The sequence below is a fragment of the Frateuria flava genome, assembly GCF_017837635.1.
Lineage (GTDB): Bacteria > Pseudomonadota > Gammaproteobacteria > Xanthomonadales > Rhodanobacteraceae > Frateuria_A > Frateuria_A flava.
The window spans coordinates 1-15,013 of the sequence record NZ_JAGJRS010000005.1; the positions used below are offsets into that span (position 1 = coordinate 1).

At 67.2% G+C, this 15,013-nt stretch carries 11 protein-coding genes and 1 tRNA gene; 7 read left to right on the top strand and 5 right to left on the bottom strand.

Features of this window, described 5'->3' with window-relative positions:
- From J7I44_RS02390 to J7I44_RS02420, 7 genes are all read left to right on the top strand, one after another.
- On the top strand, positions 1-2,365 hold a 2,365-nt coding region (locus J7I44_RS02390), incomplete at its 5' end, for an amino acid adenylation domain-containing protein (RefSeq protein ID WP_209615122.1).
- A 291-nt stretch (positions 2,366-2,656) separates the two neighbouring features.
- A complete protein-coding gene (locus tag J7I44_RS02395; protein ID WP_209615125.1) occupies positions 2,657-3,964 on the top strand; it encodes an MFS transporter in 1,308 nt (435 codons plus the stop codon).
- A complete protein-coding gene (locus tag J7I44_RS02400; protein ID WP_209615127.1) occupies positions 3,961-4,734 on the top strand; it encodes a thioesterase II family protein in 774 nt (257 codons plus the stop codon). Before J7I44_RS02395 ends, J7I44_RS02400 begins: the two co-directional genes overlap by 4 nt.
- The gene (locus tag J7I44_RS02405; protein WP_209615130.1) at positions 4,731-5,549 is read left to right on the top strand and encodes a 4'-phosphopantetheinyl transferase family protein; all 819 of its coding nucleotides are present in this window, start codon (positions 4,731-4,733) and stop codon (positions 5,547-5,549) included. The genes J7I44_RS02400 and J7I44_RS02405 overlap by 4 nt, the downstream gene beginning before the upstream one ends.
- A 59-nt stretch (positions 5,550-5,608) precedes the next feature.
- The gene (locus tag J7I44_RS02410) at positions 5,609-6,283 is read left to right on the top strand and encodes an outer membrane beta-barrel protein (protein WP_209615135.1); all 675 of its coding nucleotides are present in this window, start codon (positions 5,609-5,611) and stop codon (positions 6,281-6,283) included.
- A 256-nt stretch (positions 6,284-6,539) separates the two neighbouring features.
- Positions 6,540-7,820 carry a serine--tRNA ligase gene (serS, locus tag J7I44_RS02415; RefSeq protein ID WP_209615137.1) on the top strand — a complete coding sequence of 427 codons (1,281 nt, stop codon included), beginning with the start codon at positions 6,540-6,542 and terminating at the stop codon, positions 7,818-7,820.
- A gap of 26 nt (positions 7,821-7,846) precedes the next feature.
- A tRNA-Ser gene (locus J7I44_RS02420) sits at positions 7,847-7,936 on the top strand.
- Positions 7,937-8,029: 93 nt separating this feature from the next.
- On the opposite strand, the gene J7I44_RS02425 is transcribed toward J7I44_RS02420, so the two are convergent.
- The 5 genes from J7I44_RS02425 to J7I44_RS02445 form a co-directional block, all read right to left on the bottom strand.
- On the bottom strand, positions 8,030-8,824 hold the full coding sequence (locus J7I44_RS02425; protein WP_209615141.1) for a Crp/Fnr family transcriptional regulator: 795 nt from the start codon (positions 8,822-8,824) through the stop codon (positions 8,030-8,032).
- A 396-nt stretch (positions 8,825-9,220) separates the two neighbouring features.
- The gene (locus J7I44_RS02430; RefSeq protein WP_209615144.1) at positions 9,221-11,641 is read right to left on the bottom strand and encodes a PAS domain-containing protein; all 2,421 of its coding nucleotides are present in this window, start codon (positions 11,639-11,641) and stop codon (positions 9,221-9,223) included.
- A complete protein-coding gene (locus J7I44_RS02435; RefSeq protein WP_209615147.1) occupies positions 11,638-12,099 on the bottom strand; it encodes a response regulator in 462 nt (153 codons plus the stop codon). The genes J7I44_RS02430 and J7I44_RS02435 overlap by 4 nt, the downstream gene beginning before the upstream one ends.
- Complete coding sequence (locus tag J7I44_RS02440) at positions 12,096-14,327, bottom strand: ATP-binding protein (protein ID WP_209615150.1); 2,232 nt, start codon at positions 14,325-14,327, stop codon at positions 12,096-12,098. The genes J7I44_RS02435 and J7I44_RS02440 overlap by 4 nt, the downstream gene beginning before the upstream one ends.
- Positions 14,324-14,953, bottom strand: coding sequence for a biliverdin-producing heme oxygenase (locus J7I44_RS02445; RefSeq protein ID WP_209615155.1), 630 nt, complete (start codon positions 14,951-14,953; stop codon positions 14,324-14,326). The genes J7I44_RS02440 and J7I44_RS02445 overlap by 4 nt, the downstream gene beginning before the upstream one ends.
- Positions 14,954-15,013 lie beyond the last annotated feature (60 nt).

Genomic DNA, 15,013 nt, shown 5'->3' on the forward strand with positions numbered 1-15,013 from the left:
CTACCTGCCGATCGACCCGGCCTGTCCGCCGGAGCGCCTGGCCTACATGCTGGAGGACGCCCGGCCGCTGGCGGTGCTGACCCAGCAGAGCGTGCGTGAGCACATTCCGCCGGGCGACTTCGCGCTGGTTTTGCTGGACGAGGACGAGGCGGCCCTGGCCGCGCAGCCGGCGGACAATCCCGCGCCGCGGAATCAGCCGGAACAGCTGGCCTACATCATCTACACCTCTGGTTCGACCGGACGCCCGAAGGGCGTGCAGGTGGAGCATAGCCAGGTCGTGCGCCTGTTCGAGGCCTCGCGTGGCTGGTTCGACTTCGGCCCCGACGAGGTGTGGACGTTGTTCCATTCCTGCGCGTTCGACTTCTCGGTCTGGGAGATGTGGGGCGCGCTGCTGCACGGTGGCTGCCTGGTGGTGGTGCCTTACTGGGTCAGCCGCTCGCCGGAGGACTACCACGCGCTGCTGTTGCGTGAGCGGGTGACCTTCCTCAACCAGACGCCGACGGCGTTCCGCAGCCTGCTGCGGGTGGATGCGCAGTCGCCGCAGCGGTTGTCGGTGCGGCAGGTGGCGCTGGGCGGCGAAGCGCTGGATCCGGCCAGCCTGCGGCCGTGGTTCGCACGCTATGGCGACCACTCGCGCGTGGTGAACATGTACGGTCCTACCGAGACGACCGTGGCGGCGACGTTCCATCGGATGACCGAGTCCGAGCTCGATGCCCCGCGCGGTAGCGTCATCGGCCGACCGCTGGCAGACCTGTCGAGCAGGGTGGTCGACGCCCACGGCCATGACGCGCCGCTGGGCGTGCCCGGAGAGCTGTGGATCGCCGGGCCTGGCGTCACGCGAGGCTACCTGCGACGTCCGTCGCTGACGGCGGAGCGCTTCGTCGCCGGCCACTGCGGAGCGGGCAGCCGTTGGTATCGCTCGGGCGATCTGGTGCGAAGGTTGCCCGCTGGCGACCTGGAGTACCTGGGGCGCATCGACCAGCAGGTAAAGATCCGCGGTTTCCGCATCGAACTGGGCGAGATCGAAACGGCGCTCGCCGAACTACAGGGCGTGCGGGAGGCCAGTGTGCAGGTGGCCACTGTCGATGGCGACGACAAGCGTCTGATCGCCTACGTAGTGATCCCCGCCCCCCTGGACGAGGATGCGCTGCGCGCCGGCCTGCGCGCCCGGCTGCCCGACTACATGGTACCGGCCCATTTCGTGCGCATGGACGCCCTGCCGATGACCGCCAACGGCAAGCTCGACCATCGTGCGCTGCCGCCGGTGGACCTGGCCGGCGCATCGCACGCGAGCTACGTGGAACCTTCCACGGCGGTGGAACGGTCGCTGGCGGCGGTCTGGGCGCGCGTATTGGGCCGCGAGGCGCCGATCGGGCTGCGCGACAATTTCTTTGAACTGGGCGGCCACTCGTTGATGGTGATGCGACTGACCACCGGCGTGCGTGACGCGCTCGGGCATACGCTCACGCCCCGCCAGATATTCGCGGCCCCCACGCTGGGAGCGATGGCGCGCGCGATCGCCGATGCATCGGAGCCGACCTGGTCGCCGGCCGTCGAAGTGCAGCCGGGTGCGCCCGGCACGGCGCCGCTGTTCGTGGTCCACCCCATCGAGGGTGGCGTGTACTTCTGCGCCGAGCTGGCCCGCGCGCTCGGGCCGGGGCAACCCGTCCACGCGCTGCAGGCTTTTGGCCTGGAGCCCGGGCAGGCGCCGTGCGAGGACCTCGGCAGCATGGCCGCCAGCTACATGGAGGCGATGCAACAGGTTCAACCGCAGGGGCCTTATCGCCTGGGCGGCTATTCCATGGGTGGAACCGTTGCGCTTGAGATCGCCCGCCGATTGCGCGTTGCCGGGGAAGAGGTGGCGTTCCTGGGTCTGTTCGATGCCTACCCGGCGTCGATGGCAGCACCCCGAGGCCGTGCCGAACTGGTGGCAGGTCTGTGGGGCAGCGTTCTGGGCTTCGGTGCAGCCGACATCACGGCGCTGGACGAAGAGGACTGTGTGTCCTTCGTGCTGGCCAAGGGCGTCGCCGCCGGTGTGTTGCCAGCAGGGTATGGGCGGCAGGATGCGCTGCGCCAGATCCGCGTGCTGGAGGCCAACCTGCGCGCCTACGCCGGCCACGTATCGGAGCCTTATGAAGGTGAGATCGTGCTCTTCGCCGCCGCGGGCAATCCATCGCCGTTGGCTGCTTGCCACTGGCAGCACGTCGCACATGGGCGGGTGATCGTCGAGGAAGTGCCGGGCGATCACTTCAGCATGCTTGCGCAGCCCCACGTCGCGGAACTGGCAAAGGTGTTGCGCAAGCACCTGGATCGAGCCATGGCGTCAAGCGAACGGGCTCCGCAAGCAACGGCGGAATCCGCCTGACGTGCGCGATGGCTGCCACGGAGAGCAGACAGTGCAGAAGATCGGCAGCGCGGGTGGAAATCGTCGCACGGCGCTCCGTCCCCATGGATGGGCGAGGCGCGGCCGGTGCCAAGGTCGCGCGTCCCGCGGCGTGGCGATGGCGGGGCATCCGCCCGCGTTGACGCGCTGGCGGTGCGCCAGCCGTCGCCATCCGCACGTCGCTACTTCTGGCGCCGCGAGCCCGCCCATCACCCTCATACGAGCCATCGCGCAAGCGGTCGCCCACCACTCCACGCCGGACACCTGCGACACATGAAACTGCACGCGACCTTCCTCACGCTATGGGCCGGACAGGCCCTTTCCGCGCTCGGTTCGAGCATGTTGTCGTTCGCACTGGGCGTTTGGGTCTACCAGCGCAGCGGCTCCGTCACGCAGTTCGGCCTGGTGGTGTTCTGCGCCATGTTGCCGCCCGTGGTGCTCTCGCCGTTCGCGGGTGTGCTGGTCGACCGCTGGCGACGCAAGCGGGTGATGGTCGCCTGCGATGCGGGTGCAGGGCTCTGTGGCCTGGCATTGCTGATTCTGCTCGCACGCCAAGGTCTGGAAATGCCGCAGGTGTATGCGCTGACCCTGCTGGGGGCGACCTTCGCATCGTTCCATCAGCCGGCCTACGCCGCGTCGGTGGCTCTGCTGGTGCTTGACGGGGAGGCGCGCGGCCGGGCCAACGGCATGGTCCAGTTGGGCCTGGCCGGCGCGTTCGTGGCCGGCCCGCTGCTGGCCGGCGTGCTGCTGGCGGCGACGGGGCTGCGGGCGATCCTGCTGGTCGACTGCGCCAGTTTCACGATCGCGGCCGTGTCGCTTGCCCTGTTGCGCTTTCCCGAACTGGACCGCCGGGGCAGCGGCTCGCGAACGCCGTTCATGCAGGAGCTGCGCGAGGGACTGGTCCACATCCGCGACACGGCGGGGCTGCGCTGGCTGCTCTTGCTGGTGGCCGCCTGCAACTTCTCCATCGGCTTCGTGCAGGTGCTTTTCACGCCGATGGTATTGACCGTCAGTACCGAAGCGGTGCTCGGCGTGCTGGTCAGTGTCGGCGGCGCGGGCATGGTGGTCGGCGGCCTGGCCACGAGTACGTGGGGTGTGCCGACGCAACCGATGCGCGGGGTGTGGGGCGGCCTGGCCATTGGCGGCCTGTGCATGGTGCTCGGTGGCCTGCGGGCGTCGGTGTGGCTGTGGGGCGGGGCGGTGTTCTGCTACTTCATCTGCATTCCCCTGATCAACGCCAGCCTGCAGAGCATCTGGCAGGACCGCGTGCCGAGTGCGCTGCAGGGCAGGGTGTTCGCCGTGCGCAACACCGTCGCCTTCGGCAGCCTGCCGGCGGCTTACCTGGCTTCTCCCTGGTTGGCGACGCACTTCTTCGAACCCTGGATGGCCGCCGATGGGGCACTCGCCCCTGCGATGGGGCACTGGTTTGGCGCAGGGCCGGGACGCGGAATGGCCTTGATGTTCGTGCTGATCGGGCTGGTGTTGATGGCCTTGGCCGGTGCGGTGGCCGGTTCTCGCCGGCTGGCGGCGGTCGGGCGGCTGTCCACGGCCGCTGCGTCGCCCATCGGGGGCGCCCCTTGAGCGCGCGCCCGCTCGCCTGGTTCGTACCTCTGGCGCGCAGGCCCCAGGCGCGCCTGCGACTATTCTGTTTTCCCTATGCGGGGGGCGGAAGCGCGGTCTTCCGTCGCTGGCCACAGACCGTACCGGACATGATCGAGCCTGTCGCGATCATGCTCCCCGGACGCGAGGGGCGATACGACGAACCGCCACTGCGCGATGCCACCGAGCTGGCGCGACAGCTGGCCGACGCCATCGAGCCGGAGCTGGGGCGGCCTTACGCCACCTTCGGTCACAGCCTGGGTACCGTCGTCAGCTACGAACTGGTGCTGGAGCTGGCGCGCCGCGGCCTGCCGCCGCCCTGTCACATGATCATGTCCGGTCGCGGTGCCCCGCACCTGATGCGTGGAGGGCGCGACTGCGATGCCCTCGACGATGCGGGTTTCATCGACGAATTGCGCAGCATGCAGGGCACGCCGGAAGAAGTGCTGCGCAATGACGAGCTGATGCACATGCTGTTGCCCACGCTGCGGGCGGATTTCGCCATGGCCCGCAACTATCGACGGCAGCAGCCCGAACCATTGCCATGCGGCCTGTCGGTCTACGGCGGCCTGGCCGACCAGGGCGTGGGCCGGGACACGCTGCAGGCGTGGCAAGCGTACAGCGGTACCCCGATCACGCTGCGCATGTTCCCGGGCGGCCATTTCTTCATCAACGAGGCGCCACAGCTGGTATTGCCAGCGCTGGTGCGCGATCTGTATCCGTTTGCGCTCGCCACCGTCGGTACCGCATGAGCGCGCTTGAGCTACCGTCGCCGGCCCAGATCCACCTCTGGCCACTGGCATTGGATGTGAGCGACGGCGAAGCGCGCGCCCTGCATGTCCTGCTCGACGCGGACGAGCACGCACGTGCCAGCCGCCTGGCCGATCCGCTGTTGCACCGGCGATTCGTGGCCGGCCGCGGCCAGCTGCGCGCGTTGCTCGCGTGCTATGTCGGGCGACCGGCGCACTCGCTCGTGTTCACCTACAATGCACATGGCCGGCCGGCGCTGGACGATCGGCGCATCCGGTTCAACCTCACCCATGCCGCGGGACGCGCCGTCTGCGCCGTCGCGTGCGATTTCGACGTGGGGGTCGACCTCGAGCGGGTACGCGTCTTGCCCGAGCTCGATGCGCTTGTCCGCCAGGTGATGTCGCCGCTCGAGCGGATGCTGTTCGACGAATTGCCGGTATCGGAGCGCATGGTCGCGTTCCACCGCTGCTGGACACGCAAGGAGGCATGTCTGAAAGCCCAAGGAGTGGGGATCGGCCGCGACCTGCGCGATCTTTCGGTAAGCCTGGCCGCCGGGCAGGCGCCGCGCCTGCTGCAGCTCGATGGCGCCACAGCCGCCGCCGATGCCTGGCAACTGCGCGCCTGGGAACACGGCCTGTGGGTCGGCGCCGTCGCTGCCGACACCGGCGGTCAACCGGTCGACGTCCTGTGGCAGCAAGCCAGGCTGTTCGACGATCGTTTCTTTCCGCGGGCGACCGCTTCTATTTCGATTCCCCAGCAGCAACCGGCCAGCTCCGTGCCGGGACCCGAGCGTGCGCCAACGCACGCGAACCAATGACGGATCCATACCCGCGGGCGATGGAGCCCGCTCCTTCCAACAGCAAACGAGTGAAATACATGAAGAGTTTCCTTGCCGTTCTCCTGCTCGCGTCAGCCATGTGCGGTTCGGCGCAAGCGGCGCAAAGCCAGCCCTGGTATGTCGGCGCCGGCATCGCCACGGACAGCTTCAGCCTGCACGCCACCGAAGCGGAGCGCCATCTGCCGTTTACCGATCCGTTTGGCAACCCGTTGTCGCAGGACCAGTATCGCTTCGACGAATCCACCACGGGTTACCAGTTCTTCGGCGGGTACAAGTTCAATCCCTACATTGCCGCCGAGCTCAATTACGTCAACTTCGGCGACGTCAAACGCGTGGGCAGCTTCAACATCCCGCCGGGTACGCCGATTTCGGGCGTGCTCGATTCGAGCACGAAGTTCCAGGCGCGCGGGCTGGGGCTGTCCGTTCTGGGCATCTGGCCGATCGACGATACGCTGGACATGTTTGCCCAGGTGGGCATGATGCGCTGGCGCATCCGGGCGCCCTACACCCTTCACTTGAACGGTATGGAAATCGATTCCGGCACCGGCACGGACTGGGGCAACAACCTGTTCCTGGGCCTGGGCGGAACCTACCACTGGGAACACGTCGGCGTGCGCCTGCAGTACCAGCGCTACACCTTCGACCATCCGTTCGATTCCACGAACGACACCGACGCTGACGTGTTTACCCTGTCCATGCTCTATTCGTTCTGACCGGCCGCCGGAACCGGTACCACTGTGGAGGTGACGCTTATCGGCCACCTCCACGACCAAGATGGGTTTCCCGTCCAAAGCCGGAGCCGCTGAATCCGCGTGATCGCTAGCGTTGCGCGCGCTGGCGAGGCGATGGCGCACCGTCCAGGCATCGCCGGCTGGCTGCTTACAGATGGCCCAAAGGCGGCATCGCGTTGCTAGCGCCTGTCCCGCACAGCGATAATCGACCGTTCAAGCACTTCGACGGAACGCCCCCATGCTGGACCCCGCTCTTTTGCGTTCGCGCTTGGCCGAGACCGCCGCGCGCCTCAAGCAAACCCGTAACTTCGACCTGGACGTCGTCGCCGTCGAGGCGCTGGAGGCCGAGCGCAAACGTCTGTCCACCGAGACGCAGGAACTGCAGAACCTGCGCAACACGCGTTCCAAGGCGATCGGGCAGGCCAAGGCCAAGGGCGAGGACATCGCACCCCTGATGGCCGAAGTCGCCGGTATTGGCGACCGGCTCAAGGCCAACGAGCAGGCGCTGGGCGAAGTGCAGTGCAAGCTCGCCGGCATCGCGCTGGGCCTGCCCAACCTCCCGCACGAGTCGGTTCCGGCTGGCAAGGACGAGCACGACAACGTCGAGATCAGCCGCTGGGGCGAGCCGCGCCACTTCGACTTCGAGGTCAAGGACCACGTCGAACTGGGCGAGCGCCACGGTTGGCTAGATGGCGATGCCGGCGCCAAGCTTTCCGGTGCACGCTTCACCGTGCTGCGCGGCCAACTGGCCCATCTGCATCGCGCGCTGGGCCAGTTCATGCTCGACCTGCACACCGGCGAGCACGGCTACCTCGAATGCAACGTCCCGGTGATCGTCAACGCCGAGAGCATGCAGGGCACGGGTCAGTTGCCCAAGTTCGAGGACGACCTGTTCGCGACCCAGGTGGGCGAGTCGAAGCGCTATCTGATCCCCACCGCCGAGGTACCGCTGACCAACCTCGTCCGCGACACCATCCAGGACGCCGACGCGCTGCCGCTGCGCATGACCGCGCATACGCCGTGCTTCCGCGCCGAAGCCGGCAGCTACGGTCGCGACACCCGCGGCATGATCCGCCAGCACCAGTTCGAGAAGGTCGAGATGGTGCAGATCGCCCGGCCTGGCGAGTCCTATGCGCAGCTGGAGGAAATGGTCGGCCACGCCGAAAAGGTCCTGCAACTGCTCGGCCTGCCGTACCGCAAGATGCTGCTGTGCACCGGTGACATGGGTTTCGGCGCGGCCAAGACCTACGACCTGGAAGTGTGGCTGCCCAGCCAGGGCACCTACCGCGAAATCTCCAGCTGCTCCAACTGCGAGGACTTCCAGGCCCGCCGCCTGCAGGCGCGCGTGCGCAACGCGGAAACCGGCAAGCCCGAGCTGGTCCACACCTTGAACGGCTCCGGCCTGGCCATCGGCCGCACCATGATCGCGGTGATGGAGAACTACCAGAACGCCGACGGTTCGATTACCGTACCCGACGCACTCAAGCCCTATCTGCGAGGTCTGGATCGCCTCGCCTGAGGCGCGCAACGCGTTCCAAGTCCAACGGAGAGATGGCCGAGCGGTTTAAGGCACCGGTCTTGAAAACCGGCGAAGGGTCAAACCTTCCGTGGGTTCGAATCCCACTCTCTCCGCCAATCCAGTGGCCGCGTATTGTCGTCGCGCGGCCCGGCCCACCGGCCCCGGGCCTCAGCCTTCCCCATGCCGCCTGAGCAGCCGCCCGGCGCCGCTCAACTGGTCGTGTCCGTACCGGGCGGGGGCTGGGCTTTTCCGGTGCGGACGCTGTCGTCGTCGGACGGATAGACGCCCTTGAGGACCTCCCCGAAGTGCCGGCGAACGGTGTCGTTGCATCGGCACGACATGCGCTGGAGTTCGGCCATGTCATGCACCTTCACCGTCCCTCGCCGCGTTTCCAGGACGCCGCGCAGCCGCATGTTCTGGACGACACGGCTGATGTAGCTGCGACCGACCCCGAGCATCGACGCCAGTTGTTCCTGGGTCAGCGGCACGTCGCCGTCCCCGGTACGGTCGAGTGCCGCGATCAGCCATTTGGCCGCGCGCTGCTCGATGGTGTGGGCCGCGTTGCAGGCGACCGACTGGAACACCTGCGCGACCATGCAGTCGGCATACCGCGCGAACTGGAGCCGCAGGGTAGGCGAGCTGATCTTCGCCTGTTCCAGCTGGCCCGTCCTCATGCGATAGAACAGGCCAGGAAACTGCACCAGGGCGTGCGCGAAAGCGGGCAGCCGACCATGGCTGACAATGCCGCCCACGGCGCCCTCCCGGCCGACCAGCGCTGTTTCCACGCCCCGGCCATCGTCGAGCATGACGCGGTAAGAGACGAGGCTGGGCCCACAGGGGAAATAGACGGTTCCCACGTTGTCGCCGGGTGCATACAGCACGTCTGCGGGTTCGCCGTACCAGGGCAGCAGGTGCGGCGCCAGCAACGACATGTCCTCCAGCGACAGGGAGCCGAGCAGGCTGTTTGCCGACCAGTTGGGTGCTGATTTTCCGGGCAACGCCACCGTGTTCCTTGTCCGCTCTTGTGCCTACCGCGACCTCCCGTAAGAACGGTCCATGCATGTCGGCGCTTGCTCTGCCGCCTTGATGGACGATGCCCCTGCGGACATCGACAGGTAATGAGCGGGGGAGCTTGCCTGCAAGGCGACGCCGCGCCTATCCACTTGTGAACACAAGGGAGTGATTTCGTGCAGATAGTGCGCACGTGATGGTCGCGGCTTCGCGGAACGGCGCGTCGTGCAAACACCCACGCCCGTGCGCGCGAACCCATACGGTCCGTTGAACGTGGTGCGTGTGAATGCCTGAAGCGGGGCGCAGGGGCCTCGCCTGCGCAGCTGCGGCCAGAGCCGCCGCGCGCCTGGCGAGGCTTCGAGCCAGCCCCGGGCCGGCTGCCTCATCGCCTATTGCAAAGAGGCCGTACGCCCTTCGAGCACGTCGCGGACCTTGCTTGCAAGGCCCGCGTAGGTAAACGGCTTGGGGATGATGGTGATGCCAGCCTCCAGTCGGCCGCCACTGGCTATCGCATCACGCGTGTAGCCCGAGGTGAACAGGATCTGCAGTCCCGGATGCATCTGTCGGGCGCGATCGGCCAGTTCGCGACCGGACATGCCGGGCATGACCACATCGGTGAACAGCAACTGCACCGGCCCCTCCTGGCGCTCCAGCAGGCGCAGGGCCGATGCGCCGTCGTGGGCCTCAAGTACCCGGTAGCCCAGGCCTCTGAGGCACTCGACGGTGTAGGCACGCACGTCGTCGTCGTCTTCGGCGACCAGCACGGTCTCCTCGCGGAGACTGCCCTGCAGTTCACCCCGGCAGGGGGCTTCTGCCTCGTGCGCGGCTTCACGCGCGAGGCGGGGAAGGTAGAGCTTTACGCAGGTCCCTTTTCCGGGCTCCGACTCGATCTGCACGTGGCCGCCCGATTGCTTGATGAAGCCATAGACCATCGACAGCCCCAGCCCCGTGCCACGCCCCACTTCCTTGGTGGTGAAGAACGGTTCGAATACGCGCGCCCGGGTTTCCTCGGTCATGCCACAGCCGGTATCGGTGACGCAGACCACCGCGTAGCGACCCGGTGCAGCCTCGCCGTCGTTAGCGACGCAGGAGGCATCCAGGTACGCATTGGAGGTTTCGATCACCATGCGGCCACCGGAGGCAAGCGCATCGCGCGCGTTGACGACCAGGTTGAGGATGGCCGCCTCGAGCTGGTTCGGGTCGGCCTCGACCGGCCACAGTCCCGGCCCGGTGGACACCTCCAGCTCGATGGTTTCCCCGAGCGAGCGGCGCAGCAGCTCGCACATGCCCAGGACCAGCTTGTTGAGGTCCAGCGGTCGCGGTTGCAGCGGCTGGCGACGGGAGAAGGCGAGCAGGCGTTGGGTGAGCGCAGCAGCGCGCTCGGCCCCCCGTTGGGCATTCTCCAGGGCGGCCGCGACCCTGGGCTCGAGCTGGCCGGCGCGTTCGGCCCTGGACCTGGCCATGTCGATGTTGCCGCCGATGACAGTCAGAAGATTGTTGAAGTCGTGGGCGATCCCGCCGGTGAGCTGCCCGACTGCCTCCATCTTCTGCGACTGGCGCAACGCCTCCTCGGCCTGGCGGCGAGCGGTCGTTTCCACAGCCTCCGGCACGATGGCGACCAGCTTGTCGTCGGCGTCGCGCAGGGGACGCATCGAGTAATCGAATGAGCGCTCGCCGGTCGGCAGCAGGAGCGTCAGCTCCTGGCGCACGGTTTCGCCTGCCGCGGCGCGCTCCACCATCGCGCGGGCAATCCCGGGCGCGCCAGGGGTCCCGGAAAACCAGGGCGTCTCCCAGAACACGCGGCCGACGACCTCCTCGCGCGTGCACAGGATGCATTCGAGCGACGTCGTATTGGCATCGAGCAGCCGGCCCTCGGGGGAGACCAGGCCATGGTGCTGCAGGCTGGTCTCGAACATCGCACGCAGCCGCGCCTGGCTCTGCAGCAACGCACGGGTACGCTCGCGCACCTGGCTTTCGAGTGTTTCGTTGAGATCCCGGAGCGCGGCCTCGGCCACCTTGCGCTTGCTGACGTCCATGCCCAGCGCGTAGTACCCCGTGACCCTGCCGTCGGCATCGCGCTCGGGCACATAGTCGACCTGCACCTGCCGCAACGAGGCGTTGCGGTAGGGCACCGACGTTTCGAAACTCTGCCGCTCGCCTGCCAGCACCCGCTCGATGGCCGGACGCACCCGCTGGTAGGTGGCCTCGCCGCTCACCTCGCTCACGTGACGGCCGACGATGTCCGGCAGCGCAAGCCCGAACCAGTCTTCGTACGCGCGGTTTGCGAAGCGGTAGTGCTGGCCGGTATCGACGTAGGCGATCAGCACGGGCAGGGCATCGGCAATCTGGCGCAGCCGGTTCCTGCTCTGGTGCAGCTCCGCTTCGGTCGCACGCAAGGCCAGGCGCTCGCGCGCCTCGGCGATCGCGCGGCGCACCGCTTCGGGCAGCCGATGCAGGCGCTGCTTCACCACATAGTCGGTGGCGCCCCGTTTCAACGCCTGCACGGCCAGCTCCTCGGTGAGCGTGCCGGAGACGAAGATGAACGGAATCTGCGGCACCCGTTGCTGGGCCAGGGTCAACGCCGTATCGCCATCGAACTGGGGCAGCACGTGGTCGGCGAGGATGACATCGGGGCGATCGCCGAGTGCCTGCAGGAACTGCTCGCGGGTCCACACCCTTTCCAGGGAAAACTGCAGGCCCGCCGCGCCAAGCTGGTTGGCGACCAGCTCCGCATCCAACGCACTGTCTTCCAGCAGCAGGATGCGGATGCAGGACGCGGGGTCCAGGCTCTGGGCTTGCGATGTCGTCATTCCGCTCGGTTCCTCTTGCCACGGTGCGGTGGCGGCTCGTTGGTGATGCCCCAGAACATGCCCAGCCCCTGGATGGCTTCGAAGAATTCGCGGAAGTCCACCGGCTTGACCACGAAGGCGTTGACGCCCAGCTCGTAGCTGCGGATCAGGTCCTGCTCCTCGCGCGAGGAGGTGAGCATGACGATCGGCGTACTGCGCAGGTGCTCGTCACGGCGGATCTCTTCCAGCACTTCCAGGCCATTGAGCTTGGGCATCTTGATGTCCATCAGCATCACGACCGGGCCGGGGTCCTCGCGACCGGCGAACTTGCCTTCGCTGCGAAGGAAGTCGAGCGCCTCGGCACCGTCGCGCATGAGGATCACCTCGTTGCAGAGCTTGCACCGCTTGAGCGCAGCCAGGGTGAGCTCCGCATCCTTGGGGTTGTCCTCTACCAGCAGTATCGGCCTCAATTCCTTCATGGCTGCACACCCGATGTATCTGGAAGCGTGAAATAGACGCTGGCGCCCTTGCCGACCTCGCCCTCGGCCCAGGTGCGTCCCCCGTGCCGCTCGATGATCCGTCGCACGTTGGCCAATCCGATCCCGGTTCCTTCGAACTCCTCCACGTGGTGCAGCCGCTGGAACACCCCGAACAGCTTGTGCACGTAACGCATGTCGAAACCGCAACCGTTGTCGCGAACGCAAAAAACGTACTCGTGGTGTTGCGCCTGGCCACTGACCTGGATGACCGCCTTCTCCACGTCGCGGGTGAACTTGATCGCATTGGACAGCAGATTCTGGAACACCAGCCGCAGCATCATCGGGTCGGCCTCGACCGTCGGAAGGGTGCCGATCTTCCATTCGATGTCGCGCCCGACGGTGTCCACTTCGAGCAGCCTGCGCACTTCCTCCAGGAGGTGGTGCATGTTCACCTTGACCTTGCCAAGTGTGGTCCGTCCCATCTGCGAGAAGCTGAGCAGGTTGTCCACCAGGACGCCGGCGGAGTTGGCCGACTCGATGATGGTGGCCACGAAACGCTTTTCCTGGTCGCCGAGCTTTTCGCCCGCCGACTGCAGCAGCAGCTCCGAATAGCCCACGATGTGGCGGAACGGGGCGCGCAGATCGTGGCTCACCGAATAGGAGAAGGCCTCGAGCTCCTTGTTGCTGCGGACCAGCTGCTCATTGAGGTCGGCCATTTCCTCGGCCTTGCGAAGCACGATGTCCACGATCGCCGTCCGCAGCTCCAGGGCACCCTCCACGTCGGCCTGCGTCCAGGGCAGGGAGCGCAACCGCACGGTCTCCTTCCAGGCCTCGAATGAGGTGCGAGGACTGAGACGCGCGGGATCGGCCTGCTTGCGCGGGTCGCCGCCCCATTGGACGGTGTGGACGATCTCCGGACGAAACCAGAGCACATAGCTCGCGTGCATCTGGGAAATCGACACCGCGAGCAGGCCGCTGGCGGTGTCCTTGCACCCCAGGGCGGCGGGCCACTCGGTGGCCAGGCTGTCGCTGTGGAACGTGTCGTCCCGCCGGGTGGACTCGAGCCAGTTCACCAGCTCCATCACCGCTTGTTCGCCGGGCGCGCGGCCCAGCAGGACGCAGCGGCCCAGGTGGACGATCGCCGCGCCCTCGGACTGGGTGAGCGAGAGCAGTTGCCCTGGCTCGCGGGCGAGCCCCTTGAGGAAGTCGTCTTCCGCGGCCATCAGCGCCAGCAGGCGTGCCTGGATGGCGCGCCGGGCCACGCGCTGCTCCACTTCCGCCGCATGTTCCTTGGCGGCGACCTGCAACGCCAGCACCTGGCCGAGAAGATCGCAGGCGGTGCGAACGTTGTAGGGCACCCGGCACGGGGCGCGGTTGTGGCATGAAACCAGCCCCCACAACCGGCCCTCGCGCAGGAGCGAGATGGACATGGAAGTCCCGGTGCCCATGTTGCGCATGTACTGCAGGTGCACCGGGGAGACGCTGCGCAGCAGTGCCTGCCCCAGGTCGGTCGGCTGTCCGGTGAGGGGGTTGATGGCCGGCTCGATCGGCACCGGGGTGTAGTCACAGTTCGCGATCAGGCGCAAGCGGCTGGTGCGGTACAACTCGCGCGCCTGGGCAGGGATGTCCGACGCGGGGAAACGCAGGTCGAGGTAGGAAGGCAACGCCTCGTTGCGCGACTCTGCGATGACGGTACCGTTCCATCCGGTATCGAAGCGGTAGATGAGCACGCGGTCCAGGCCGGTGATCCGGCGCAGCTGACGCGCCGCCAGGTCGCACAGAGCGGCGGTATCGGGTGCCCGTTCGAGGTCGGCCATGAACTCGCGGATGAGCGGGTAGAGGTCTTCGAGCGACCCCAGTTCGTCGGGCCTGGCTTCCTCCAGTTCGAGCAGGATCATGCCCTGCGCGCGATGGGCGGTTGCATGATGCGCCACCCCCTTCAGCGAGACGATGCCGAGATGGACCGTTCCGCGATCGGGCGCGACCAGGACCGACGATGCCAACCCGGCGAGCGCGCCTCCCAGCACGCGCTCGAGCCTTTGCCCGCGTGGGCAATCGAAGTCCTGCAGCAGTGGCGTGCCGGGGATGGCGCTTTGCACGATGGTGCCGCCTTCGGGTTCCACCACGAGCAACAGGCCGGCTGGCTGGATGGAGCCCGGGATATGGATCTGTTCGCGCGCGCACGCGTCCAGATCGAGCGGGGCGGTTGTACTTGTCGCAGCGTTCATTTCAGGAATTCGCGATAGGCATGTGTCAGGCTGCGCTCCATGCAGGCGAAGGCTTGGCGTGCACCTTCGGCCATGCATCCGAGAGCGTCTTGTCCTCGTCCGTACATCTCGATGCTCGAGCAGACGGCCCTCCACCGCACGCCGCTGTCGGGCATCGGCTGGAAAAAGCGACGCCCCTCCAGGTGCGGGCCGAAGAGGGAATCCAGCGCCCTGTGGATGACCCGCGATCCGAGCATCGAACCTTCCACGACCCAGACCCAGCCTGCGGCCTCCGGCCGGGCGCCTGGCCGCTCCATGGCGATATGCACCGGGAGCGTTCCACCCAGTGCGAGCAGGTCCCCAGCGAGCAAGGCCAGCGGAGCGTGGGCCGGGGCGTGGACGCCCATTCGGCCGAGCTCCCGATAGCCAATCTCAAGATTTAGCGAAGCCGACGTGTGGAAAGCGTGATAGCCCACGAGAAGCCGGATGACGTCCGCGGTTCCGGCCGTGCCGGCCAGCACCGGGGAAAAAATCGGAAGGGATTCGAGCCGGGCGTGCAGCTCGTCGGTCGAATCACGCAGGTATTGGCGGACGGAGCCGTCAGCGCACAACAGTTCTGGCGGCTCGGGCTGCGCCGGCACGTACATGGGCATCCTCTGGATCTCTCGGCTGGGTCGAAGAACGACTGCCGAACGCACGGATCGGAC

Excerpts from the sequence above, each read along its gene's own strand:
- J7I44_RS02445 (WP_209615155.1), bottom strand. The coding sequence starts at position 14,953 with ATGTACGTGCCGGCGCAGCCCGAGCCGCCAGAACTGTTGTGCGCTGAC.
- J7I44_RS02430 (WP_209615144.1), bottom strand. The coding sequence starts at position 11,641 with ATGACGACATCGCAAGCCCAGAGCCTGGACCCCGCGTCCTGCATCCGC.
- J7I44_RS02405 (WP_209615130.1), top strand. The coding sequence starts at position 4,731 with ATGAGCGCGCTTGAGCTACCGTCGCCGGCCCAGATCCACCTCTGGCCA.
- J7I44_RS02395 (WP_209615125.1), top strand. The coding sequence starts at position 2,657 with ATGAAACTGCACGCGACCTTCCTCACGCTATGGGCCGGACAGGCCCTT.
- J7I44_RS02435 (WP_209615147.1), bottom strand. The coding sequence starts at position 12,099 with ATGAAGGAATTGAGGCCGATACTGCTGGTAGAGGACAACCCCAAGGAT.
- serS (WP_209615137.1), top strand. The coding sequence starts at position 6,540 with ATGCTGGACCCCGCTCTTTTGCGTTCGCGCTTGGCCGAGACCGCCGCG.
- J7I44_RS02440 (WP_209615150.1), bottom strand. The coding sequence starts at position 14,327 with ATGAACGCTGCGACAAGTACAACCGCCCCGCTCGATCTGGACGCGTGC.
- J7I44_RS02410 (WP_209615135.1), top strand. The coding sequence starts at position 5,609 with ATGAAGAGTTTCCTTGCCGTTCTCCTGCTCGCGTCAGCCATGTGCGGT.